General features: G+C 36.6%; 14 protein-coding genes. 4 read left to right on the plus strand and 10 right to left on the minus strand.

All coding sequences use genetic code 11. The features are described 5' to 3' along the window. Positions 1-2: 2 nt before the first annotated feature. The 3 genes from REB14_RS16420 to REB14_RS16430 all read right to left on the minus strand — a co-directional run bounded on the left by REB14_RS16420 (position 3) and on the right by REB14_RS16430 (position 4,476). Positions 3-2,741 carry a SusC/RagA family TonB-linked outer membrane protein gene (locus REB14_RS16420; protein WP_309522709.1) on the minus strand — a complete coding sequence of 913 codons (2,739 nt, stop codon included), beginning with the start codon at positions 2,739-2,741 and terminating at the stop codon, positions 3-5. A 278-nt stretch (positions 2,742-3,019) separates the two neighbouring features. Further along, on the minus strand, positions 3,020-3,751 hold the full coding sequence (locus tag REB14_RS16425; RefSeq protein WP_079240996.1) for a ZIP family metal transporter: 732 nt from the start codon (positions 3,749-3,751) through the stop codon (positions 3,020-3,022). Next, positions 3,751-4,476, minus strand: a complete 726-nt coding sequence (locus REB14_RS16430; protein WP_309522710.1) for a class I SAM-dependent DNA methyltransferase — start codon at positions 4,474-4,476, stop codon at positions 3,751-3,753. Before REB14_RS16430 ends, REB14_RS16425 begins: the two co-directional genes overlap by 1 nt. Positions 4,477-4,613: 137 nt before the next feature. Between REB14_RS16430 and REB14_RS16435 the strand changes: the two genes are divergently transcribed. Then, positions 4,614-5,780, plus strand: coding sequence for a THUMP domain-containing class I SAM-dependent RNA methyltransferase (locus REB14_RS16435; protein WP_034695266.1), 1,167 nt, complete (start codon positions 4,614-4,616; stop codon positions 5,778-5,780). A 789-nt stretch (positions 5,781-6,569) separates the two neighbouring features. Here REB14_RS16435 and REB14_RS16440 read toward each other — a convergent pair. Both REB14_RS16440 and REB14_RS16445 read right to left on the minus strand, forming a co-directional pair. Continuing rightward, positions 6,570-7,376 carry a helix-turn-helix domain-containing protein gene (locus REB14_RS16440; RefSeq protein ID WP_079241000.1) on the minus strand — a complete coding sequence of 269 codons (807 nt, stop codon included), beginning with the start codon at positions 7,374-7,376 and terminating at the stop codon, positions 6,570-6,572. A gap of 39 nt (positions 7,377-7,415) precedes the next feature. Beyond that, the gene (locus REB14_RS16445) at positions 7,416-8,429 is read right to left on the minus strand and encodes an SDR family NAD(P)-dependent oxidoreductase (RefSeq protein ID WP_079241001.1); all 1,014 of its coding nucleotides are present in this window, start codon (positions 8,427-8,429) and stop codon (positions 7,416-7,418) included. Between the two features lie 208 nt (positions 8,430-8,637). Between REB14_RS16445 and REB14_RS16450 the strand changes: the two genes are divergently transcribed. Further along, on the plus strand, positions 8,638-9,642 hold the full coding sequence (locus REB14_RS16450; RefSeq protein WP_309522711.1) for a glycosyltransferase family 2 protein: 1,005 nt from the start codon (positions 8,638-8,640) through the stop codon (positions 9,640-9,642). Between the two features lie 190 nt (positions 9,643-9,832). On the opposite strand, the gene REB14_RS16455 is transcribed toward REB14_RS16450, so the two are convergent. Continuing rightward, complete coding sequence (locus REB14_RS16455) at positions 9,833-11,062, minus strand: aminotransferase class I/II-fold pyridoxal phosphate-dependent enzyme (protein ID WP_079241003.1); 1,230 nt, start codon at positions 11,060-11,062, stop codon at positions 9,833-9,835. Positions 11,063-11,218: 156 nt separating this feature from the next. Here REB14_RS16455 and REB14_RS16460 point away from each other — a divergent pair, with 156 nt between their 5' ends. After that, positions 11,219-11,677, plus strand: coding sequence for an Lrp/AsnC family transcriptional regulator (locus REB14_RS16460; RefSeq protein ID WP_034695278.1), 459 nt, complete (start codon positions 11,219-11,221; stop codon positions 11,675-11,677). Between the two features lie 23 nt (positions 11,678-11,700). Here REB14_RS16460 and REB14_RS16465 read toward each other — a convergent pair whose 3' ends face one another. From REB14_RS16465 to REB14_RS16480, 4 genes are all read right to left on the minus strand, one after another. Next, positions 11,701-12,786 (minus strand): serine hydrolase domain-containing protein, encoded by a 1,086-nt coding sequence (locus REB14_RS16465; RefSeq protein WP_309522712.1) that lies wholly within the window; start codon positions 12,784-12,786, stop codon positions 11,701-11,703. 201 nt (positions 12,787-12,987) lie between these two features. Then, positions 12,988-14,019, minus strand: a complete 1,032-nt coding sequence (locus tag REB14_RS16470; RefSeq protein WP_034695280.1) for a bestrophin family protein — start codon at positions 14,017-14,019, stop codon at positions 12,988-12,990. A 117-nt stretch (positions 14,020-14,136) separates the two neighbouring features. Next, positions 14,137-16,209 carry an alpha-ketoacid dehydrogenase subunit alpha/beta gene (locus REB14_RS16475; RefSeq protein ID WP_079241005.1) on the minus strand — a complete coding sequence of 691 codons (2,073 nt, stop codon included), beginning with the start codon at positions 16,207-16,209 and terminating at the stop codon, positions 14,137-14,139. A 75-nt stretch (positions 16,210-16,284) separates the two neighbouring features. Next, positions 16,285-18,408 (minus strand): S8 family peptidase, encoded by a 2,124-nt coding sequence (locus tag REB14_RS16480; RefSeq protein WP_309522713.1) that lies wholly within the window; start codon positions 18,406-18,408, stop codon positions 16,285-16,287. 265 nt (positions 18,409-18,673) lie between these two features. Here REB14_RS16480 and dnaE point away from each other — a divergent pair, with 265 nt between their 5' ends. Next, positions 18,674-23,353: a DNA polymerase III subunit alpha gene (gene dnaE, locus REB14_RS16485; RefSeq protein WP_079241006.1), complete on the plus strand. Its 4,680-nt coding sequence runs from the start codon at positions 18,674-18,676 to the stop codon at positions 23,351-23,353. Positions 23,354-23,535: the final 182 nt, after the last annotated feature.

A 23,535-nucleotide genomic window follows, 5' to 3' on the forward strand; every position in this document is an offset into this window, starting at 1 on the left:
TTTTAAAAAGAAAAGTTTAAGCCTAAGGAAAATCTTCTCGGAATAGGGTAGATGGCTCCTGCATTGCCTGAATAGACACTTTGGCTGTCTGCATTACCAACTTCCGGATCTACTCCAGAGAATTTGGTGATGGTAAATAAATTTTCTCCCATGATATAAATATTCGCTGATTTTATTTTCATCTTTTCTGTTAGAGATGCCGGTAAATTATATCCTATTCTCAGGGATCTTAACTTGACAAAGCTGGCATCCTCAAGATAACGTGACGAAGGCTTATTTGTTAATGAATTATTGTTGTATAGTGCAGCCGGATGGGTTGCGATATCTCCCGGCTTTTCCCATCTTGTCCATCCATCTTTTAAAACCATCTGGTTGTAATAAGGATAGGCACCGTCTGAATCAAATAATTCTCTGTAGGAGTTATACACTTGTCCACCTTGAGAGAAATAAATATTTGCGGCAAGGTAGAAATTTTTAACATTCAGATTAGTGCTTACAGAGCCGTAATAATCAGGTGTGGAAGCTCCTACTACTTGTACGGTAGCTAGGTTGTATTTTGAGGTTGCACTTCTGCTTCCGTCCGGATTAATTACCTCCCATTGTCCTTCACCATTGTCAGGATTTACACCTAACCACTTTCTCATATAGAAAGAGTTAACATCATATCCTTGTATAGCTACATGATAATTTTCTAATACCTGTGTACTGTTGTTTCGGGTAGAAAGTACACTGTTTTTATAGGTGCTGATATTGAACCCCAGATCCCAGTTGATATCTTTGGAGCGGATAATGGAATAATTGACATTGAACTCCCAGCCTTTGTTTTTTACATCGCCGATATTTAGATACTGTCTGTCAACCCCTGTCAATGATGGTAAGGGAACAAGCACCAGTAAATCTTTTGTTTTATTATTAAAATAATCAATATTTAAAGTCAGTCTGTTGTTAAATGCCCTGATATCCGTACCGATATTATTCTGATAGATTGATTCCCAGGTTAGCCCAGGGTTTCCGAGCTGGTACCATGTGGCTCCTATCTCTCCGTTATACTTCTCTGTAAGTCTATATAGGTCCTGCCATCCGTAATCCGGACTGGGTGTATTTCCTACAAGCCCTCTGCTTGCTCGTAATTTCCATTCATTAACAGGTTTTACTTTGAAAAAATTTTCTTTATGAATATTCCATCCCACACTATATGCATAGAATAAACCGTTTCTTTTGTTAGCACCGAATGCAGAAGATGATTCGCTTCTTAAAGACCCCTGGATAAAATATTTTTTATCATATACATACTCTGTGTTAAACAGGAGTGCATTATAAGCGCGGTCAAGCTTTCGCCCTGTTGGCTTTTGTCCTGTGGTTGCTCCAGTATTAAAAACATCTGTACCAGGTACTACGCCATAAACACCTGCTCTTGATGACTTATAGAATCTGTCGGTGTATTCATACGCAGCTAATGCGTTGATGTTATGATTTCCAAAATCTTTGTCAAATCTCAGCATCTGGTTGAAAGATTTGCTGATATCTCTTTGATAGTTTTCTGTTAGCCCCCCTTTATTACTTGTTCCACTGATCGATCTGGGATCGGTATAGTACATGTCATCATAGTTTTTGTAGGTAACATTGTTGGTACTGATGAATTTTAGATAATCAGTAAACCTGACTTCAGCATCCAGATTTCCTATGAGATCCAGTTGATTACTTTTGCCATAGTTCCATTGAAGGTCATAAAGGTAACTGCTTTTATCTCTTCCATACCAATCTGCGTAATCCTCATCCACCCGGATCAGATTTCCATTGGCATCTCTGGGATTGTCCCATGGCATATTAAGGTACATCTGATAAAGAGAAGCCTGAGTATCTTTTCCTGTGGTATATGATAAGCTGACTTTGGGTTTCAGTATCAACCAAGGCTTTATGGTCTGCTCATGATTGATTCTGAATGAGAGTCTATTGTATTCATCTCCTTTTATTGTTCCGGTTTCATTATAATAATTTCCTGAAATATAGGTTTTGGAATGGTCTGATCCACCTCTGAAATCAATAGTGTAATTTTGTACAACTCCTGTTTGTGTACCGCCTTTCAGCCAGTTGTAGCCATCGTTTCTAAGGGTTTTAGGGATTTCAGGTGCTCCTTTTAATGAGGTGAAATAATCATACAGCTGCGTTCCGTTCATAAGCTTGAAACGCCCGTTGTTAAACACATTAAAAGAATTATTAAGAGATGCACTTAATGTTCCTTTTCCTGAATTTCCTGATTTGGTAAACACCTGTACAATACCATTTGCAGCTTTAGAGCCATACAAGGCTGTAGAAGCGGCATCTTTTAAGATATTGATACTTTCAATCTGATTGGGGTCCAGATTGGGGGCATAGGGCATTACTACGCCATCCACTACCCAAAGGGCAGAACTAGGGCCATTGATCGTAGAAGTACCCCTGATTTTTACAGTGGCTACAGAACCTGCAGAACCTCCGCCAGGTAAGATTTGAACGCCAGCGGCTTTTCCCTGCAGAAGACCTGATACGCTGGGGGTATTGGAATCCTGAAGTTTTTTTTCGGAAATAACAGAAACGGCAGCTGTAAGGCTGGATCTTTTCTGTGCCTTGTAGCCGATAATTACAATGTCATCAATTTTTTTTTCTTCTAAAGAATCTGTTTTCTTTGTGGTTTGTGCTGCTATAAAACCCGTCATTAAAAAAAAACAGACTGATGTCGTTAAGCTTTTTTGTTTTTTCATACATATTTAGGTGATGGTAATGTTGCTAATGTACAAAAAACAATGTATCGGTGCTGTGTGTGTGTTAAAAAATGTTAAACAATGTGTTTTGTTTTATTTTTGAATGTAAATATTTAATTTTTATTTATTCTTTTATATAAAATATTTTCAAAAAAACAAATTTTAACTTATGAATCTAAAGAAGAATGAGTATAACTTAACGAGAATGATTGTGAAAAACATGGATCATCACTACAAGTACAATAAAAAAAGCTCCGGATTTCGGAACTTTTTTATTTTTAATGAGAATGAGCAGCGGCAGGATGTTGATGGAAAACATGCATCATGAGTGCAAGTGAAACTCCTAAGACAACCAGTCCGATCTTTACCCAATCGATATTGTGATTTTTATTGCTTTCAAAAATGATTACAGATGAAATATGAAGGAAAATTCCTCCTACGATAGCCAGAAAATAGGGCTGAAGATTTGGATTGAAATAATTTCCTAACAACATTCCCATTGGAGAAGCCAAAGCAAATAAGGCTACAATGAGAATAGAGGGGTAAGATGAAGAACTTTTAGATTCTCCCTTTCTGTTAAATAAAAATGCTCCCAGAATAAATGAAATAGGGAGATTATGAAATACAATTCCCCAAAGGTAAGGTGACATTTCATGCTGCTCATTAGCCAAAGGAATCCCTTCAATAAAAGCATGAATGAATAGTCCTACCATTAAAGCAACGGGAAGAATATTATGTTCACTATGATGATGGAAGTGTCCGTGTTCAAAACCTTTGGTAAGTGCTTCCAGAATCATCTGGAGAAGAACCCCTGCAATTACAAATATCCCAAGATTATTGCTTCCCGCAGAAGTGTAAACCTGCGGAAAAACTTCGTTGAGACATATCGTAATCAAAAAACCGGCACTTAATATCAGTAAGTTTTTAGCCAGTTTTTCTTTTTTACCAAAGTGTTTTCCCAGGAATACTCCTGTTACGACACTTAAAATCAGTAAAAGTACTGTTGTCATTATTTTTTCTTAAATAAATTGATGCATCGCGGGGAATTTTCTTTCCTAAATTCATTTAGCTGATAATCTCCCCAGATTTTTATTCTTTCAAATCCACATTCAGACGCATAGGCATGAATGGCTTCTAAGGTATGAAGTTTTACTTTTTCAAAAAAATGAAACGGCTTACCGTCAGCCTCAAAACGAATATCTTTAATGATATGCCTGCCTTCAATCTTTTTTAAGATTTTGAACTCAATATCGCCGCGGTTTATTGTGGTTTCAGGAACTAAGGTATTTCTTACAAATTCTTCATTCAGATAATCCAGTACAAAATATCCTCCTGGTTTTAAAGCATTGTAAACCGATTGGAATACTTTTTTATCATCGCTTTCATTGTCAAAATATCCAAAACTTGTAAATAAATTGAATACAGCATCCATTGGATCCGCATCAATAGGGTTTCTCATATCATGAACTTCAAAAAGTAAAGTTTGATTTTCGTACTGTTTGTCAGATTCAATACTTTGTCTTGAAAGGTCAAGTCCTAAAACATCATACCCTAATTTATTAAGGAAAACAGAGTGTCTTCCTTTACCACAGGCAAGATCTATGATTTTCGACTGAGGCGGAAGCTGAAGGTCCGCAGTGAGCTTTGTAATGAAGTTTTCAGCTTCAGTATAGTCTCTGTTGCTATAAAGCAAATGATAATAAGGGGTATCAAACCAAGATTCAAACCATTCCATAATGCAAAAATAACTAAATTTGTGCGGTTAAAAGCAAAGTATTTTACAACATTAAGAGATTGAAAAATTCAATTGGACAAGAAGTTGGATGGCTAATCTTTTAATTTTTAAAGCTTTAAATCTTTTAATTCAAACTTATGGATACAGAAAATATTAAAATACAGATAAAAACATTCTTCGGATTGGAGCAGATTCTGGCGGAAGAAATCAAAAAATTAGGGGGAAGAAATGTTGAAATTAAAAACAGAGCGGTAAATTGTGAAGGAGATCTTGGTTTTCTTTATAAAATCAATTACTCTGCGAGAACAGCGTTGAAAATTCTGGTACCAATCCATGAATTCAAAGCTTTTAATCAACACCAATTTTATGACAGATTGTTCAAATTTGAATGGGAAAACTTTATGGATGTTGATCAGTCTTTCTCTATTGATGCTACGGTCAATTCTGAAACCTTCAAACATTCTCAGTTTGTAACTTTAAAAATGAAGGATGCTATCGTGGATTATTTCCAGGAAAAATTCAAAAGACGTCCGAATGTAGAAACAAGAAATCCGGATATCAAATTCCACCTTCACATAGACAGAGAATTGGTCATGATTTCAATGGATTCTTCAGGAGATCCTTTGTTTAAAAGAGGGTATAGAAGAGAGCAAGGTGAAGCTCCTATCAATGAAGTACTGGCAAGTGGAATGCTTCAGTTGGCAGGCTGGGACGGAAAAGGAAATTTCCTAGATCCAATGTGTGGTTCCGGAACATTATTGATTGAAGCAGCAATGATTGCGATGGATCTTCCGGCTCAGATTTTCAGAAAGAGATTCGGATTCCAGAACTGGAATAACTATGATGCAGACTTATTTGCAAAAATCAAAGAATTCAGAATTAACAGAGTAAGACAATTTGATGGAAAAATTGTTGGGTATGACATTGATGCAAGAATGCTGAATGCTGCAAGAATGAATGTAGAAGCAGCAGAAATGGAAGATGTTATTGAGATTAAAAAGCAGAACTTCTTTGATTCTAAAAAAGAACTTTTCCCATTATTAATGGTATTCAATCCTCCATATGATGAAAGAATTTCCATTAATGATGATGATTTCTACAAGAAAATAGGAGATACTTTTAAAACGCATTACCCGAATACACTGGCCTGGCTGATCTCTTCTGATCTTGAAGCGGTGAAGAAAATCGGTTTACGTCCTTCAAGAAAGATCAAACTTTTCAACGGAAAACTGGAAACGAGATTTTTACAGTACGAAATGTATGAAGGAACAAAAAAGGTACATAAGTTAGAGGAGAATAAATAGGATTTAAAATAATAAACTGATGTTATTAGATCTATTGGGAATAATTGCAGACGCGTTGGGATTGCTTAGCTCGGGCTTGGGCTCGTCAAGTTCAACCTCTGACAGAAAGAGTCTTAATTATGATGAAAAACCTCTAAAAAAGGAATCAAAAAGATCTAAATATTTTACTGAGAAAGTAAGTGCTGTAGCTTTGGTGCTAGCGATATTTGGGCTTTTTATTGTTTTTAAAGATCCTTTTTACCGGTACAACACTATACACAAACCTTAGTGGTAGCTTGTTTAATAGGAACTGCTATTTCGCTGTTAGTGTTTTTTGTTCTCTATGTTTTGGAACTTTATTACTTTAAAACCTTGTTCGAATTGCTCTTTTTCAGTTGTTCAGTAATAATTTTCTTTATTTCTGTAATATTATATGTGTACTTTAAGTCAGGATGGTTTATATAACAGAACAAAACCGGAAACAGAATTTTTACCCTACGAAATGTATGAGGGAACGAAGAAAGTACATAAACTGGAGGAGAATAAGTAGGATTTAAAATAATAAACTGATGTCGTGGAATTTTTTTGACATATTTGATGTAGTTTTTGATTTATTCGGTCTGCTTGGTTCTGAATCAAAATCGTCACGTTCAAAATCACCTTTAAAACCTGAAAGAAAAGCTTTAAATCATAATGTAATATATCAAAAGAAGGATTCAAAAGATCCACATAGTTCAGAGAAAAAATAATTCCAATAGTTATTAAAATAAAAAAAATAGGTTGTACTCACGTGGTACAACCTATTTTGTTTTATCTTGCCAGTGAAGGCGCAAAGCCATACTGTTTTTTAAAGGCGTGTGAAAAATGGGAGAGATCTTCAAACCCTACTTCCAGAAAAACATCAGAAGGCTTTTTATTCTTTTCCGATAAATGATAATAGGCTAGTTCCAGACGTTTTTGAGTAAGCCAACGCTGCGGTGTGGTTTGAAAAATCCTTCTGAAATCACGATTAAAAGTAGATAAACTTCTCCCTGTCAGATACCCGAAGCGTTCTAATGGCATATTGAACATATAATTCTTCTCCATAAAGTTAATAAGATCTACTTTTCCGGGTTCATCAAAATCTGCAAGTAAAGTATCGATATCAGGATCAATTTCCCTTAAAATACTGATGGCTTCAGTGATCTTTAAATGGGCAATATTTTCAGGAAGTGAACCTTCAATTTCAAAATAAGGAACAAGAGAAGCAAGGCAACTGTTCAAAAGTGGATGTCTGCTAAAACTATAAATGCTGGATTCCCGATGTCCGTTTTTTCTTTCATAGTCAACAGAACTATAAAAATTTTTCAGTCGTTCTGTGGTAAGATGCATTACCACAGCTTTATGTGGGAGTCCGTCTTTGGGGTAATTGATAATCGTGGCCAGATGATTCCTCGGGATCAGAAAAATATCTCCTGCTTTGAACAAATAAGTTTTGTCTGCCTGAATAATTTTCGTTTCTCCTGATATGAACCATACAAGCATATGGTATTCAAAAACCGTTTCCGTTTTGAACAGCTTGTCATCATAACTGGAAATTTTGATATCCGGAGTAAGGTATTGTATCTGGAAATCCATTGTCAAAAGTTTTTCATTACAAATGTATTTAAAAAACAGTTATTGGGTGTTAAATTCAAATCCCAGCATTTCTTCGCTTAATTTCCATAATCGTTCAGCATTGTTTTTGTCGACGGAGTAGGATTGTACTCCTCGAATGGTTGCCGGTTCATCAAATCTATGTTCAATTTGTCCTTTGTCTATTTCGGCAATATCACAGTTTTCACAATACACGCCACCTATTTCGTTAAGTTGAGGGCTTACAGCGCACCAGATTGTTGTTGCAGCTCCTTGTGGAACGGTTTTTAATCGTGCTTCCACTTCAGGTTTGATATTTCCGTTTTCATCATGTGTTCCCAGTTGTTTAAAAAGTTCAATAGGTTCTTCTCTACCCAGATCAGTTCCGTATACAGAACCCGGATGAAGTGAATACGCTCTGATATTGAATTCTTTTCCTCTTTCATCAAGTTCTACGGCAAACAGATTACAAGCTGTTTTGGATTGTCCGTATCCGGAAAGGGTATCGTAATCTCTTTTTTCAAAATTAGGATCTTCAAAATGAAACGAAGCCATCTGATGTCCGTAGGAAGAAACATTGATAACCCTTGCACCATTGGCTTTTTTCAGAGCGGGCCATAATCTTGAGGTAAGATGAAATTGCCCAAAATAATTAGTGGCCAGTTGAGATTCAAAACCTCTGCTGTCTCTGCGGAGTGGTACCCACATGATTCCTGCATTATTAATGAGAAGATCAAGGCTTCTGCCTGATGCTACAAATTTTTCTGCAAAAGCATTTATGGATGCCGGATCCATCAGATCCATTTTTTCAAGTTCAAAATTTTCAATTCCCGTAAGATTTTTCCTCGCTTTTTCGATATCTCTTGCGGGAATAATAATATGCGCACCGGCTGAAGCAAGAACTTTGGTGGTTTCAAGTCCAATGCCTGCATAACCACCAGTAATGATGGCTGTTTTTCCGGTAAGATCGATTCCTTTAATAACTTCCTGAGCTGTTGAAGATGCATCAAAACCTGAGTGAATAGGTTGCTGGAATGTGCTGATTATTGTTTCCATTTTTTATTGGTTTAAATTTCTATAGCAAAATTAGGAGGGATTTTTCATGTTTATTTTGTTTAAAATGTCAAATGACTTGGCTCAGAATTTCATTTGTAATCTCCATGTATGAAGGCAGATAAAATTTTCTATCGTTAATTTATCTGAATAAGCTGTTAAACTGTTTGTAGGTTGTTCTGCGAATAAGTAATTTTGAAAAATTTTCAATTTGAAGCCTACTATTTCTATTGTCGTTGCCATTTACAACCGAAAAGATGAACTTTTTGAGTTGTTGACCTCTCTTACTCAGCAGACAGATAAGGAGTTTGAGATCATTATTGTGGATGATGGTTCTTTAATCGACCTGAAACCTACCATTGAAAATTTTGATGGAATCCTGGATATTAAATATTTCAGAAAGGATAACTCAGGACCGGGACTGACAAGAAATTATGGCGCAGCAAGAGCGGCTAACGAATGGCTGGTATTTGTAGACAGTGATGTCATCGTTGAAAAAGATTATATAGAACATATTAAAAATGATATCCTTACTATTCCTTGTGATGCATTTGGAGGGGCAGATAAAGCCCATAAAGGATTTAATCTGATGCAGAAGGCTATTTCGTATTCTATGACTTCTGTTTTTACAACCGGAGGAATCAGAGGGAGCAAGAAAGCTGTTTCGAAATTTCAACCCAGAAGTTTTAATATGGGCGTGAAAAAAGCTGTTTTTGAAAAAGTAGGAGGATTTTCAGAAATGAGAATAGGTGAGGATCCGGATCTTTCCATGACGCTTTGGGAAAATGGTTTTACCACTGCTTTTTTTGATGACATAGCTGTATATCATAAACGTAGGGTTGATTTTGGAAAATTCTCCAAACAGGTTTACCAATTTGGCTGTGCAAGACCGATTCTTAATCAGAGGCATCCGAACTATGTAAAGATTTCCTTTGCATTTCCTACTTTATTTATGTTGGGCTATGTGATGGGCTTTCTGGAATATTTTATTATGGGAAGAGGGATAATTCTTGCTTTCTACGGATTGTATACCTTTTTAGTATTATTCCATGCATTATTGTTGACTAAAAACATAAGTATTGCCGGTATGGCAGTTATTTCCACCTATATTCAAATGTTTTCTTATGGATATGGTTTCCTGAAATCCTGGATTTTGCTGAATGTTTTCAGAATGAAAGCTGAGGATGCTTTTCCGCATCATTATTATAAAAAGTAATTTAAGTTTTGGCTAAAGCCGATCGAAAGAATTCTTTTTTGATAAATGGGCTAAAGTCCATTCCTATTGATTTTTTTGCTTGTAATTATACACAATCTTTGTCATTCCGCAGGAATCTAAGCGGCTGGAGTTATCAATTAAGAAAATAAAAAAAGGCTGTTTCAAACGAAACAGCCTTTTTACAATAAATTTAGATGGTAGAAATGTTTTCATGGTGGTTAAGAACTCCTACTTTCAACATACATTCCTTCATTTTATGGTAAGTTCTTTTGATATCGTGGTCTAGGCCAATGGAGAATCTGATCAGTCCGTCAGAAATCCCTATGGAAGCTCTTTCTTCTTCAGGGATTTCAGATGAGGTAGATTTTCCTGAGCATGAGAATAGGGTTTTATAGAATCCTAAACTCACGGCAAGATACCCCAGATTTTCTGTCTGCATCAGTTCCATCAGTTCATTTGCTTTTTCTGTTGTTCCGGCATCCAGAGTCAGTAATCCTCCGTATCCGTATTCTTCATGAATCATACTTTTCATTAATTCATGGTTTTTGTGTGATGGTAAACCTGGATAAGAGACCTTTAGTCCGTCTTTTTCGAATCTTTCTGCCAGATACATGGCATTGTGGCTATGCTGTTTGATTCTGATATGTAATGTTCTCAGGTTTTTTAAGATACTTGAAGATCTTAAACTGTCCATCGTTGGACCAAGAAGCATACACGCCCCGGAGTTTACATTTTTGGTGTCATCAATAAATGCCTGAGTTGCACAATATACTCCTCCTACGGTATCACTGCTTCCGTTGATAAACTTTGTCAAACTGTGAATCACCACATCAGCCCCGAATAATGTCGGAGAGATAGAAAGAGGAGAGAAGGTATTATCTACAATCAGTTTCAGGTTGTGTTTTTTACAGATTTCGGAAAGTTTTCTAAGGTCTGCTACTTCAAGTAACGGATTGCTCACACTTTCACAATAAATAACTTTAGTATTGGGAGTGATTGCTTTTTCTATAGATTCAAAATTGTTGATATCAACAAAAGTGGTTGCTACATTAAACTGAGGGAAGAAATTTTTAAGAAAAGCATAAGTTCCCCCGTAGATGGTTCGGCTTGAAATAATATGGTCTCCACTTTTGCACACCTGCATCAAAACGGAAGTAATAGCTCCCATTCCGGATGCCGTAACGTTGGCAGATTCTGTGTTTTCCATCTTGGCAAGAGCCTGGGCCAGATAAAGATTCATGGGTGATGAATGTCTGGAATACAGATAACATCCTTCCGCATTTCCTTCGAAAGTATCAAACATGGTCTTTGCGGAAAGGAATGTATAGGTAGAGCTATCAGAGATAGAAGGATTCACTCCTCCGAATTCACCAAAATACTGAAGATCCTGGATCTCATTGGCTGCGTTAAAGTTTTCCATAAATATTGTTTTATTTTATTGTTCCAATTTGCATTAATTTCCTAATAATTACAATATAAATTTGAATTTATAGAATATAAAACTGTAAAATATTATTTATTTAGAAAAAATATTTAGTATCTTCGATATTATTAAATTTTTACCAAAAAAATATCTATGGAACTTGACGAAACAGATAAGAAACTGTTACTTTTTTTACAGGAAGACTGTAAGCAAACCACCAAAGAGCTGTCCGGTAAGCTTGGATTGTCGGTTACAGCAATTTATGAGCGTGTAAAAAAGCTTGAAAATGCAGGGGTTATCTCAAAATATGTAGCCTTGCTGGACAAAAGTAAAGTTAAGAAAAATTTTATCGTGTTGTGTCATGTAAAACTAAGCCAGCATAAAAAAGAATTTGTACTGCAGTTTGAAAAGGAAGTGATGGATCTTCAGGAAGTAACAGAATGCTTCCATGTAAGCGGAGATTATGATTATATTCTTAAAATAGGAGTGAAAGATATTGAAGATTACCGCAGCTTTATGCTGACAAAACTAACAACGCTTCAACACATTGCAAGTACGCACAGTTCTTTTATGATCTCCGAAGTGAAAAATACGACGGCCATCATATTATAGATTATCAATGAGTTATTAGTCAGTTATTGGTCTGTTTTGGTTATTTTATCAATGAAATAATGAAGTCTTTTAATCTCTGTTCTTCCTTTGTTTTTACCACTCAAAAAACAGGTGGTTACAATCACCATTTTTAAATCAGGAATAACGCAGATAAGCTGTCCGCCATAACCGGTGGCTACAAAAACCTGATGCCCGTTGGTTTTTCTTCGCCACCAGTAATAGCCGTAACCGTTGGCATTCGGCATGACATCCCAGGCATCCAGTTTTACCTGTTCAGAAGTAGATTCCTGAATCCATTTTGAAGAGACGATCTGTTTGCCGCTAAATTTTCCGTTGTTCAGGATCATAGTGCCGAATTTCAGCATGTCTTCAGGTTTCATAAACATTTCCGAACCTGCGATATTCCTGTTCATGGAGTCTGTATCCCATCTGGGAGTATTCATCTTTAATGGTCTGAAAAGATTTTCTGTGGCGAACTGTTTCAGATTAGTCTTTACGATTTTTGCCAATGCAGCCCCAAAAAGATGGGTTTCACCGCTGTTATAATTAAATACAGTTCCGGGATATTCTTCAAAAGGAAGATCCAGTATAAATTTTACAGGATCACCGGAAAAAGACATAGCTGTCGAAATTTTTGAATTTTCAACCCAGTCAAAACCTCCCTGCATAGTCAGTAGGTTTTTTAAAGTTAGTGTATTTCTGATGGAATCATGAGCTACTTTTCCTTCAATATTGGATATGTTTTTGAAGCTGCTCCTTGAAACATTGTATTCCGGAAGAATTTTTAAAACCGGAGTATTGAGGTTGGGAAGTATGTTTTTATCCTGTGCAATACCTGCCAAAACAGAAACGATACTTTTGGTGACAGATTTTATACTGAAGATGGTTTCTTTATTAGCACCATGGAAATACTGCTCATAAATTACCTTATTATTTTGTGAAACAATGAAAGATCCCAGAGAAGGAATACTATCATTAATTTCTTTGGTAAATCCGTCTGTAAACTCTTTGGGTAACTCTTTGTTGAAAGCTGCCTGTGATTTTACTTTAGGGCAGAATAAGGCAAGACATAACATTGTGATAGCCTGCAGAAGTTGCTTGGATTTCATTGTTTACAAAAGGAAGGATAAAATTATTAGTTGATGAAAAAAGTAAAAGCTAAATCAATTCGGATGAATCAGTATAGCTTGTGCTTTCAATGCTTCTAAATTATGAAAAACAATGAAATTTTTGAATACGTTTTAAAGAATATTTTAAAGTTTTACAATGATTTTGATATAAAGTTTAAATTTTCAATATGCTTAAAGAAATTAAACCAAAACTCCATTTTTAGATGAAATAGGATCAGGAAGCTCTGTTTCTCCGCTCATCTGAAGAAGGTCTATTTCAATGGTTCTGCAGATTGAAAGCATCGGAACGTCAAACATTAATCCTGCAAAAGGATTTTCAGAATAATCTCCTACCAGTTCCATAATGATATAAATCCACCCGATGATGATACAGAAAGGAATAGAAGTCCATATTCCCCAATCGCCAAGCTTTGCAAACTCATTCACTAATCCTAATGGGAGAAGCATGATGAAAAGAATATTAAAAACAAAAGCTGTGCTGGCAAACTGTCTTGGAGATGGGAATTTCTTGATTCTTTCTGCCTGTCCCTGGAAATTATAGAATTCATTCAGGCTGTTTTGAAGCTGGGTCTGGTTGAATTCTGTAATGGCATTCATGTTTTTCAGCTCATTGATGTCTTTTGCCTGCTGGGCAACCAGGTAGGTGGCAAAGTTTTTATAATCGTTTTTAAGCTCATATTCTTCTTCAGAAAGATATTTGTGAAGGAAAATAGGGGCTCTTCCATAATCAGGAAAACCTGCCTTGATTAATCTGTTTCTTCTCAGGTTGATATTTCCGAATTTATTATTTTCAGTACTGATATGTTCCCATTCTGTAGGCACCAGAAGTTGTTCACGGAAAGTATATAGCCATGCAATATGACGATAAACGATTCTTCTCTTACGGTCTTCAAGATCAAAAACTCCAATTTCTTCATTTTTGGTATCGAAAGCATACACCATCGACGCAAATGAACGACTGGAATTCACAATTCCGCCCCATATTTTTCTGGCTTCCCAAAGTCTGTCATAGGCCTGGTTGTTTTTAAAACCCACAAGGAATGCTTCTGCTGTACCAATTAATGCTACAGGAACCCATGGAATTGTCATCCAGTGCCAGTTAAAGAAATAAAAGAAAACAGCAATCAAGGTACACCAGATAGAGATAAGGATAAGATGTACACCGGCTAGATTGAGGACCTGTTTATAATTGACGTATTTGGTTGTGATCATAAAGTTGCGTGGAATTTTTGGTGTGCAAACAAACAAAATAGATACCAAAATAAGGCATCCGTTCTGTTTATTAAAAATAATAAAAAAAACCTCTGATTTTTCAGAGGTTTCATATATTTAATATTTCAGCATTTCTTCGATCTTACTGCTAAGCTTTTCAGCATTTGGAAGCATCTCTTTTTCCAGCACCAGATTGATCGGGACAGCAGGTACATCCAGAGATCCCATCGTTTCTACAGGTGCATCAAGATACTTGAAGCAGTTTTTAGAAATACGATGCGCAAATGCTTCTGCAAAAGAGTTGTTGAGTTGCTCTTCTGTAAGAACGATACATTTTCCATGCGCTTTTACTCTTTCAAAAACAAGTTCTTCATCCAGAGGAATTAATGTTCTTAAATCAATTACTTCAACTCTTCCGTTGAAATTCTTGGCTGCTTCTTTAGCCCAGTAAACTCCCATACCGTAAGTAACTACTAATAAAGTTCTGCCTTTTTCAGTTTCATCTTTATCAGCTTCAATGATCACTTTACCTTTTCCGAATGGAAGAACATAGTCTTCAGCAGGTTCTATCGTTTTAGCATCTTCAGTTCCCGGAACTTTACTCCAGTATAATCCTTTGTGTTCCAGCATTACTACCGGATTCGGGTCATAATAAGCTGCTTTTAATAAACCTTTAAAGTCTGCAGCATTACTTGGGTAAGCTATTTTGATTCCTTTGATATTGGCAAGTATACTTTCAACACTTCCACTGTGGTAAGGACCGCCGCCGCCATAGGCTCCGATAGGAACACGGATGATATTGCTAACAGGGAATTTTCCGCCACTTAAATAGCTGGATTTTGAAATCTCTGTGATTAACTGGTTGATTCCCGGATAGATATAATCTGCAAACTGAACCTCAACGATGGGTTTCAATCCCACAGCGCTCATTCCGGCTGTAGATCCAATGATATAAGCCTCCTGAATTGCTGTGTTGAAAACTCTTTTGCTTCCGAATTTTTTTCCTAAAGTAACCGTTTCACGAAAAACTCCACCAATTCTTTCCCCTACATCCTGTCCGTAAAGAAGAGCTTCCGGATGTTTCCACATCAATTCCTGTATTGCATGGATGGCAGCATCTACCATTACAATTTTTTCTCCGTTGGCAGGTTCACGTGTTCCAGTTTCCTCAGTGATTGGAGTAGGAGCAAAAACGTGCTGCATTACAGTTTCAGGCTTTGGATCTTCTGCATTTTTAGCTTTTTCGAAAGCTTCTTCAGCTTCAAGACGTGCCTTTTTAGTTATTTGCTTTAAAAGATCCTCATCAACACCTGTTTCCAGTAAATGTTTTCTAAGGATTTCCCCCGGATCTTTAGCTCTGTGTTTTGTTAAGTCTTCTTCGTCTCTATAGAATTCTCTTCTTACTCCTGAAGTGTGATGTCCGATCAATACAGTCTTTGCACAGACAACCAACGGTTTTCTTTCTGTTCTTACAAAGTCTACGGCTTTTTTCATAGCTTCAAAACTTTCTACGAAATCAGTTCCATCTACTCTCATTCTGCTTAATCCGGTAAATCCAGCTACAAAATCATAAGCGTCACAGGTTCTTGCCTCGTCTTTTGTTACGGAAATTCCCCATTCGTTATCCTGAACCAAAAAGATAATAGGAAGCTGGTGTAAAGCGGCAAATTGTAAAGCTTCACTTACTTCACCTTCTGTCACAGAATTATCTCCAAGACTACAAACCACAACAGGATTGTTTTCAAAATTCTGAAGGTTGAAATCCTGAATGTATTTGATACCCTGTGCTACTCCTGTCGTAGGAATGGTCTGCATTCCTGTGGCAGAACTCTGGTGAACAATTTTTGGCTTGTTTTCATCCCTACTTGAAGGGTGTGAGTAATATGATCTTCCTCCCGAAAAAGGATCATCAGCTTTGGCTAGTAATTGAAGCATTAATTGATAAGGTTCAAAACCGATCCCTAAAAGAATACTTTCGTCTCTGTAATAAGGAGAAACCCAGTCTTCTTTCTTTAGCTGATAAGCTGTTGCAAGCTGAATAGCTTCGTGACCTCTGGAAGTACTGTGAACGTATTTACATACATTTCTGTTTTCTTCATAGATGTCTGCCATGGCTTTCGCCAGCATCATATGATTATACGCTTTGAGTAATATATCCTGAGAAACTTTTTCGTGAAGTGCATTTTCCATAGGAAGCAAATATACATAAAAAAACAAAATACTAACAACTGTTAGTATTTTGTGTAAAATCTTTGTTGATATAGGTTATTCCTTAATCACTTTTTTAGAAATAACATCTTTGTCTGTTTTTACTTCAATGATGTAAATTCCTTTTGTGTAAGTGGATAAATCTACTGCTTCTTTATCATTGTTAATGACACCTGTCTGTAATTTTTTACCTGAAAGATCATAAACATTAAAAGTAGACTTTTTAGGCGCTTTTAATATATTGGTAAAGTCTTTTACAACACTTGGAGCTACGGTTACAGCATCCATTGCGAATCCTGTTTCTTTAGTTCCTAATACTTCAGTAAATCCTGTTACGATAACAGAGTAGTTTTGAGGAGAAGTAACACTCGGAGAAGCGTTATTTTTTAATGTTCCTTTATGAGAAATTTCAATTCTATAAACTGCTCCAGGCGTAGGATTGTCAATAACTACCTGTTCTACATTGTCCACGGTGTTATCTCCTTTTGTTGCAGGAGTCATAGGATTGTTTGCATCTAGTTTCCAGGGAAGGTAAGTAGTATTGTTTGTTGTATTGATAATCTTTACATCTAGATCGTTAATTAATCTTGAGGTTCTGTTGTTATACAGATTATCCCATTGATTCGTAATATTGGTATATTCCGGATCAATCCAGGATATGGTTACTTTTAAAGGCTCAGTTCCTGATGCTTTAACTGTTTTTGTGTTAACGGCACCATTGTTTAATGTTTCGTCATTAAATATGATGGTGTTGTTGGATTTTCCTACAAGAAGTTCAGCTCCTTTTTTTGCATTGATGTATCCCCAACCGTACCATGGATCTGGACCTATCTGACCCGCTTCAAGCGCTGAATGCACCATTAAAGTTTTTGAAGCAGAAGCAATAAGCTGAGCATTGTTGAATAAAGATTTATAAATCTGCATCCAAAGCCCAATAATTCCAGCTACCTGAGGAGCAGCCATTGAGGTTCCGCTATTAATTTGCCATGTTATACTTCCTGTTGTGTTTTCTGCTGTAGATGCCATCCAGACATCGGTACCCGGAGCAGAAATATCGGGTTTAATACCACCATCATCTCTTGGGCCTGCGCTGCTATAATCAGACTTTAAAACATCTGTAGCTGCAGTATATCTACTGCTATTTGTTGTAATAGGATCTGTTGCACCCACTACAATAATATTTTTAGCTAATGAACTGTACCCTATACAGTCATATCCTTGCGCACAGTTAGCAGGTGGTTCTGTACCTGTTGCATACGTAGAATATCCTGATCCGTTATAATAATAAGCTGTTGTAGGACTGCCTGAATATCCAGGTCCGAATCCGAAATAATTTCCGGCAGATTTAACGATAGTATACGTTGGGTTATTATACACGATAGCGTCATATGCACGGTCATTGGTATAATAGGTTCCCATTAAATCATAATTAGTTCCGGAAATATAATTTCCTCCCCAATACCATCCGTTGGCAGGATATCCGTTAGCTGTAGTTTTATAATCCCAGGCAGCATTGATCCCATAAGAGTGATTGGATATTTTAGGTTGAGCCAGCAAAATTTTATCAAATACAGTACTTGTAGCTGAGTTGCCCGGCAGTGTTGTCGTTGCAAATCTGTAAGAATCCATTGTAGAATTTAATGCGATTCCCATTGCATTTCCTGTGATTGTTACTCCATTACTGGTAGCTGACAAGGGCGAGGATTTCGCACCGATAATACTTGCTACCCCCGTGGAATGCGCACTGTAAGCATTAGTTGCGGCTTCTTTATTGGAAATTCTGCCTGCTGCATTATTAAAAGCAGTATGCGCTTCATAAATTCTGCCTCCGTCAAAAATTGCATATACAATGCCTTCGCCTTTAAATGATCCGGATAGTCCATTGACACCTCCCGCGGTGGTTAAGGCATCCACATTGTTGTTTAAAATTTGAGTTTGATCTTCTGACTGATAAAAGTTGGGAACATTTCCACTAAAACCTGCCAGATTTTCTCTCATTTCCTGAATTATTTTTTGAGTTTCAGGATTTCTATCACTACCAAATCTTCTAGAAACATAAGAGTCAAACTTTTCATTATTCTCTTTGTTTTGCCTTTCAAATTCTCTCTTTAAACCATCGTTGTTTTGTGCACTTACTAAAGCTATTGCTAATGTGCTGATGAGAAGTAGATGTTTCTTCATGTTAGTTGTTGAAATATTAAAATTGTAATCTGTCAAATATATGGTAAATATTTAGTAATTAATAGTTTTTGGTAAATAATTCTAATTTTTTTAATAGCTTTTTAATATTTTATTTCAACATTGTTTGAGTTGGTTGTCTTTTTTATAAAATAAAACAGTTTGACTATTCTGAATATTGTACGTTTTTGTGTTTTATCGTAAACTAATAATTGGAAAAAATGAAGTAACTTTACATTCTCTTTTTATAAAAAAGTTAGAACATTATATGTATTTAATTTTTGACACAGAAACAACCGGTTTACCAAAAAATTTCAACGCTCCGCTTTCAGACTCGGATAACTGGCCAAGAATGGTTCAGATTGCATGGCAGGTGCACGACGATGATGGGAACCTGATTGAAAACCAGGATTATATAATAAAACCTGAAGGGTATGATATTCCCTTCAACGCAGCGCGTATTCACGGAATTACAACCAAGATTGCCAATGAAGAAGGACGGGATCTCCAGGAGATTCTTGAAGAGTTTTCTAAAGTCCTTGAAAGGGTAAGGGTAGTGTCCGGACATAATGTAGAATTCGACTATAATATTGTAGGAGCAGAATTTTACAGAAAAAATCTGAAAGATAATCTTCAGGAAAAACCCAAAGCAGATACCATGATTTTGGGAACCGATTTCTGTCAGCTTGGCGGAGGACGTGGAGGAAGATTCAAACCTCCGAAACTTGAAGAGCTTTATGAAAAACTTTATGGAAATAAATTTGATGAAGCCCATAATGCTGCTGCCGACGTAAATGCTACTGCCAGAGCTTTCTTTGAAATGGTAAGAATTGGAGTAGTACCCGCTGAAACATTAAAGATTTCAGAAGATCAGCTTGCTTATTTCAGAAGTCTTTATCCGGATCCGATTAAGCCTTTCAATATAGTTATCAGAAGGCAGGTTGCTGATTTTCATAATAAGAAAAAGCAGCAGGATTTTGGAAGTATTGACGAAATTGATTTAGGTAAATATTTCAATTTTGATAATCACAGTGTTTTCTCTACACTTACCGCTACTTCAAGCATCAATGATTTGATTAAAAAAGCTTCTGATGAAAACTTCCCGGCCGTCGGTATGGTGGATCTGGGAAACATGATGGGAGCTTTCAAATTTGTTTCAGCAGTAGAGGGGGCTAATGGAGACAGGGCAAAGAAACATAAAGAATACCTTGCAAAAAAACAGGAAGCAGAAGAAAACGGAACAGAGTTTAATGAAACTGAGCCTGTTTCCGAACCGCTTATACCAGTTGTAGGCTGCGAATTTTATATTTCGGAACGTTATGAACAAAAGCAGTTTACGAAAGATGATCCGGACAGGAGGACACAGGTGGTGCTTTTGGCGAAAGATTTTAATGGATATAAAAACCTGGCAAAGCTTTCCAGTATTGGATTTCTGAAAGGATTCTATTTTGGAGTTCCGAGGGTGAGCAGAGAGTTGATAGCCCAGTATAAAGAAGGGGTCATAGCTTTGACTTCTGGAATTATGGGAGATATTCCTGATGCGATTTTAAATACCGGTGAGCAGAAAGGGGAAGAACTTTTCAAGTGGTGGAAAGATACCTTTGAAGATGATTTTTATGTTCAGATTCAGAATCATAAACTGCCTGAAGAAGAGCATTTGAATGAAGTTTTGTTATATCTGGCGGATAAATACGAGGTTAAAATTCTAGCTCAGAATGAAACTTTTTATACCAATAAGGATGATTCTAATATCCAGGATATTGTAAGCTGTATCAAAGATGGTGAAAAGCTGACAACACCTATTGGTAAAGGATTCGGTAAAAGAAGAGGGTTGGCTACAGGTGAATATTTTATTAAAAATTCTGATGAAATAAAAGAAGCCTTTTTAGCTTATCCTGATGCTTTTGATGCTTATGAAGAGTTTACGGCAAAGTTTAAACCATATACTTTAAAAAGGGACGTTCTCCTTCCGAAGTTTGATATTCCTGAAGAATTTATCCATGCAGAAGATGAGGTAGACGGAGGAAAAAGAGGGGAGATGGCTTATCTTACCTATCTTACCTATGAAGGGGCGAAAAGAAGGTATGTCGATTCGGGGCTTATGAGTGAAATTTCTGCTGAAATTAAAGAACGTCTTGACTTCGAGCTTGAAGTAATTGCCAATACCGGTTATCCGGGATACTTCCTTATTGTACAGGATTTCTGTAACGAAGCTCGTAATATGGGTGTTTGGGTTGGCCCTGGAAGGGGATCTGCCGCAGGATCTGCTGTAGCTTACTGTATTGGAATTACCAATGTAGATCCGATTAAATATGATCTCCTTTTTGAGAGATTCCTAAACCCGGAAAGGGTTTCCATGCCTGATATTGATATTGACTTTGATGATGAAGGACGAGATAAAATTATCAAATGGGTAGTTGAAAAATATGGGAAAACTCAGGTAGCACAGATTATTACGTATTCAGTGTTGGGTGGAAAATCTGCCATTAAAGATGCCGGAAGAGTTTTGGATGTCCCAATTCCTGACACGAACAATATTGCTAAGTTGATTCCTCCGAGTCCGGGGATGAACATTGCGAAAGCGTTAGCAAAATATGATAAATTAAAGCCTGAAGAACAGATGCTCGTTGATGAGATGAGGTATGTTCTTGAGAGTCCTGATGATGCGAGACATGGTGTTTTGGCGAGTGCCAAAAAGATGGAAGGGTGTATCAGAAATACCGGAATTCATGCCTGTGGGGTAATCATTACACCGGAAGATGTGAGTAATCTGGTTCCTGTGACCATTGCTGCGAAAGATGCTGATATCTTAGTATCGCAGTTTGATAACTCCGTTGCGGAAAGTGCAGGTCTTTTAAAGATGGACTTCCTGGGGTTGAGAACTCTGACTATTATTAAAGATGCATTGAAGCTGGTGAAAGCTAGATATGATATAGATATTGATCCGGATCTTATTCCGCTTGATGATACCAAAACGTATCAGTTATTTAAAGAAGGAAGAACGGTCGGGATTTTCCAGTATGAAAGTCCTGGGATGCAAAAATACATGAGAGAGCTTAAGCCAACGGTTTTTGCCGATCTTATTGCCATGAACGCATTGTACCGTCCAGGTCCGATTAAATATATTCCAAACTTCATCAACAGAAAGCATGGAATTGAAGAAATTGTTTATGATTTACCGGAAACAGAAGAGTATTTAAAGGAAACATACGGGATTACCGTTTATCAGGAGCAGGTAATGCTTTTGTCTCAAAAACTGGCCAACTTTACGAAAGGTGAAGCTGATACTTTGAGAAAAGCGATGGGTAAAAAGCAGATTGATGTTCTTAATAAAATGTACCCGAAATTCATTGAAGGTGGTAGAAAAAACAATCTGAATGAGGAAAGGTTAGAGAAAATCTGGAATGACTGGAAAGCCTTTGCGGAATATGCCTTCAATAAGTCTCACTCAACGTGTTATGCTTTTATTGCTTACCAGACGGCTTATTTAAAAGCAAATTATCCCGCGGAATATATGGCAAGTGTAATGAGTAATAACATTAACAATACGGATTCTATTACCATGTTCATGGAAGATTGTAAGAGTATGGGAGTGGATGTATTAGGACCGGATGTAAATGAATCTCAATACAAGTTCTCTGTAAACGAAAAAGGGCAAATACGTTTCGGATTGGGAGCAATCAAAGGAATTGGTGAAGGACCGAGTGAAGGAATTACAAGGGAAAGAGAAAACGGAAGATTTAAAAATATTTATGATTTCTTTGAAAGAATAATGCCTTCCCAGATGAATAAGAGGGTAGCGGAAAGTTTAGTGCTTGCCGGAGCTTTTGATGAGCTTGATTCTTTCCATAGAGGACAGTATTTTGATATTGATATGGCTGGAAAGACCAACCTTGAAAGACTTATCAGATACGGACAGAGCTTCCAGGAAAGCAAAAACGAGATGGAACATTCTTTATTTGCTGATTTTGCAGAAGAAGTTCAGATTGAGCAGCCTAAATTAGCACCTTGTCCGGAATGGCCAAATATGCATAAGCTTAATAAAGAAAAGGAGATCATTGGTTTCTATCTTTCTGCGCATCCGCTGGATGAGTTTAAATACCAGTTCCAGTTTATGCAGGGGCAGCTTTCTAAAAAATCTGTTCTTGAAAAAAATGAGGAAGATAAAGTAGTTACGGATGAAGCGCCTGTATTGGAACAGGATGCTCAGGATGATGCTGTAGATCTTACAGAAATTGTCTCAGATGATGTAGTGGCTGGTGAAGAGGAAGTAGTGGAAGAGGTAACTAAAAAAGCAGAGCCCAAAGGAAATTTCTTGTTCCTGAATCTGGATGAGGTAGATGCTTACAAAGAGCAGGCTTTTTCCAATAAACAGGAGGAATTATTTGAAGAGAAAAAGAAAGACTGGAAAACGCTTCAGAAAGAGAGAGAAAATGGCGGCGGCGGGAAAGAATATACAGTAGCCGGTCTTATTACGGAATATAGGGTTCAGGATGGTTTTAGAAGTGGTGAGAAAGTGGCTTTTGTTACGCTGGAAGATTATTCCGGTTCGTACTCATTCAGACTCGGGGACAGAGATTATATGAGATTGAAGGAGAAACTGGAAGTTCAGAGGTTTGTTATTTTTAAAATAAAATTCGCTCAGGTAAAAGATGGAAGAGTCTTCGTTAATGTAAATGATGTCATAGAGCTTCAGGAAGCATTTGAACGTTTTGCGAAGAGTATATCTTTAGTAATGGATGTAATGGATGTAAGACCTGAAGATCTCGATTTTTTCAGAACGGTTCTCGATAGAAACAAAGGAAATCAAAAATTGAAATTCTTTATTAAAAATATCGAAGATGACTCTCATATTGAAGTGCAGTCTATGAAACATTCGGTGGATCTTAACGGAGATTTGATTAAAGAAATTCAACTTCTTAATAAATATGAGTTTTATTTAAACTAGAAAATACCTTATAATAAAAAAGAGTGGCTTAGGTCACTCTTTTTTTTGTTTACATATTGTCAATATTAGTGAAAAATTTTAAATATTTTTTTATGTTAAATAGAAAAATTTTCTGAAGTCTATTTTAGTTGTATAGTATTTAAATATTTGATTTTCAGTAATTTATTATTTTTCAATGTATT

Source organism: Chryseobacterium metallicongregator (assembly GCF_031324065.1).
In the GTDB taxonomy this organism is placed as follows: domain Bacteria; phylum Bacteroidota; class Bacteroidia; order Flavobacteriales; family Weeksellaceae; genus Chryseobacterium; species Chryseobacterium metallicongregator.

What these genes read in the sequence shown, in the direction of transcription:
- REB14_RS16420 (WP_309522709.1), bottom strand. Translation starts at nt 2,741, where the DNA reads ATGAAAAAACAAAAAAGCTTAACGACATCAGTCTGTTTTTTTTTAATG.
- REB14_RS16425 (WP_079240996.1), bottom strand. Translation starts at nt 3,751, where the DNA reads ATGACAACAGTACTTTTACTGATTTTAAGTGTCGTAACAGGAGTATTC.
- REB14_RS16430 (WP_309522710.1), bottom strand. Translation starts at nt 4,476, where the DNA reads ATGGAATGGTTTGAATCTTGGTTTGATACCCCTTATTATCATTTGCTT.
- REB14_RS16435 (WP_034695266.1), top strand. Translation starts at nt 4,614, where the DNA reads ATGGATACAGAAAATATTAAAATACAGATAAAAACATTCTTCGGATTG.
- REB14_RS16440 (WP_079241000.1), bottom strand. Translation starts at nt 7,376, where the DNA reads ATGGATTTCCAGATACAATACCTTACTCCGGATATCAAAATTTCCAGT.
- REB14_RS16445 (WP_079241001.1), bottom strand. Translation starts at nt 8,429, where the DNA reads ATGGAAACAATAATCAGCACATTCCAGCAACCTATTCACTCAGGTTTT.
- REB14_RS16455 (WP_079241003.1), bottom strand. Translation starts at nt 11,062, where the DNA reads ATGGAAAACTTTAACGCAGCCAATGAGATCCAGGATCTTCAGTATTTT.
- REB14_RS16460 (WP_034695278.1), top strand. Translation starts at nt 11,219, where the DNA reads ATGGAACTTGACGAAACAGATAAGAAACTGTTACTTTTTTTACAGGAA.
- REB14_RS16465 (WP_309522712.1), bottom strand. Translation starts at nt 12,786, where the DNA reads ATGAAATCCAAGCAACTTCTGCAGGCTATCACAATGTTATGTCTTGCC.
- REB14_RS16470 (WP_034695280.1), bottom strand. Translation starts at nt 14,019, where the DNA reads ATGATCACAACCAAATACGTCAATTATAAACAGGTCCTCAATCTAGCC.
- REB14_RS16475 (WP_079241005.1), bottom strand. Translation starts at nt 16,209, where the DNA reads ATGGAAAATGCACTTCACGAAAAAGTTTCTCAGGATATATTACTCAAA.
- REB14_RS16480 (WP_309522713.1), bottom strand. Translation starts at nt 18,408, where the DNA reads ATGAAGAAACATCTACTTCTCATCAGCACATTAGCAATAGCTTTAGTA.
- dnaE (WP_079241006.1), top strand. Translation starts at nt 18,674, where the DNA reads ATGTATTTAATTTTTGACACAGAAACAACCGGTTTACCAAAAAATTTC.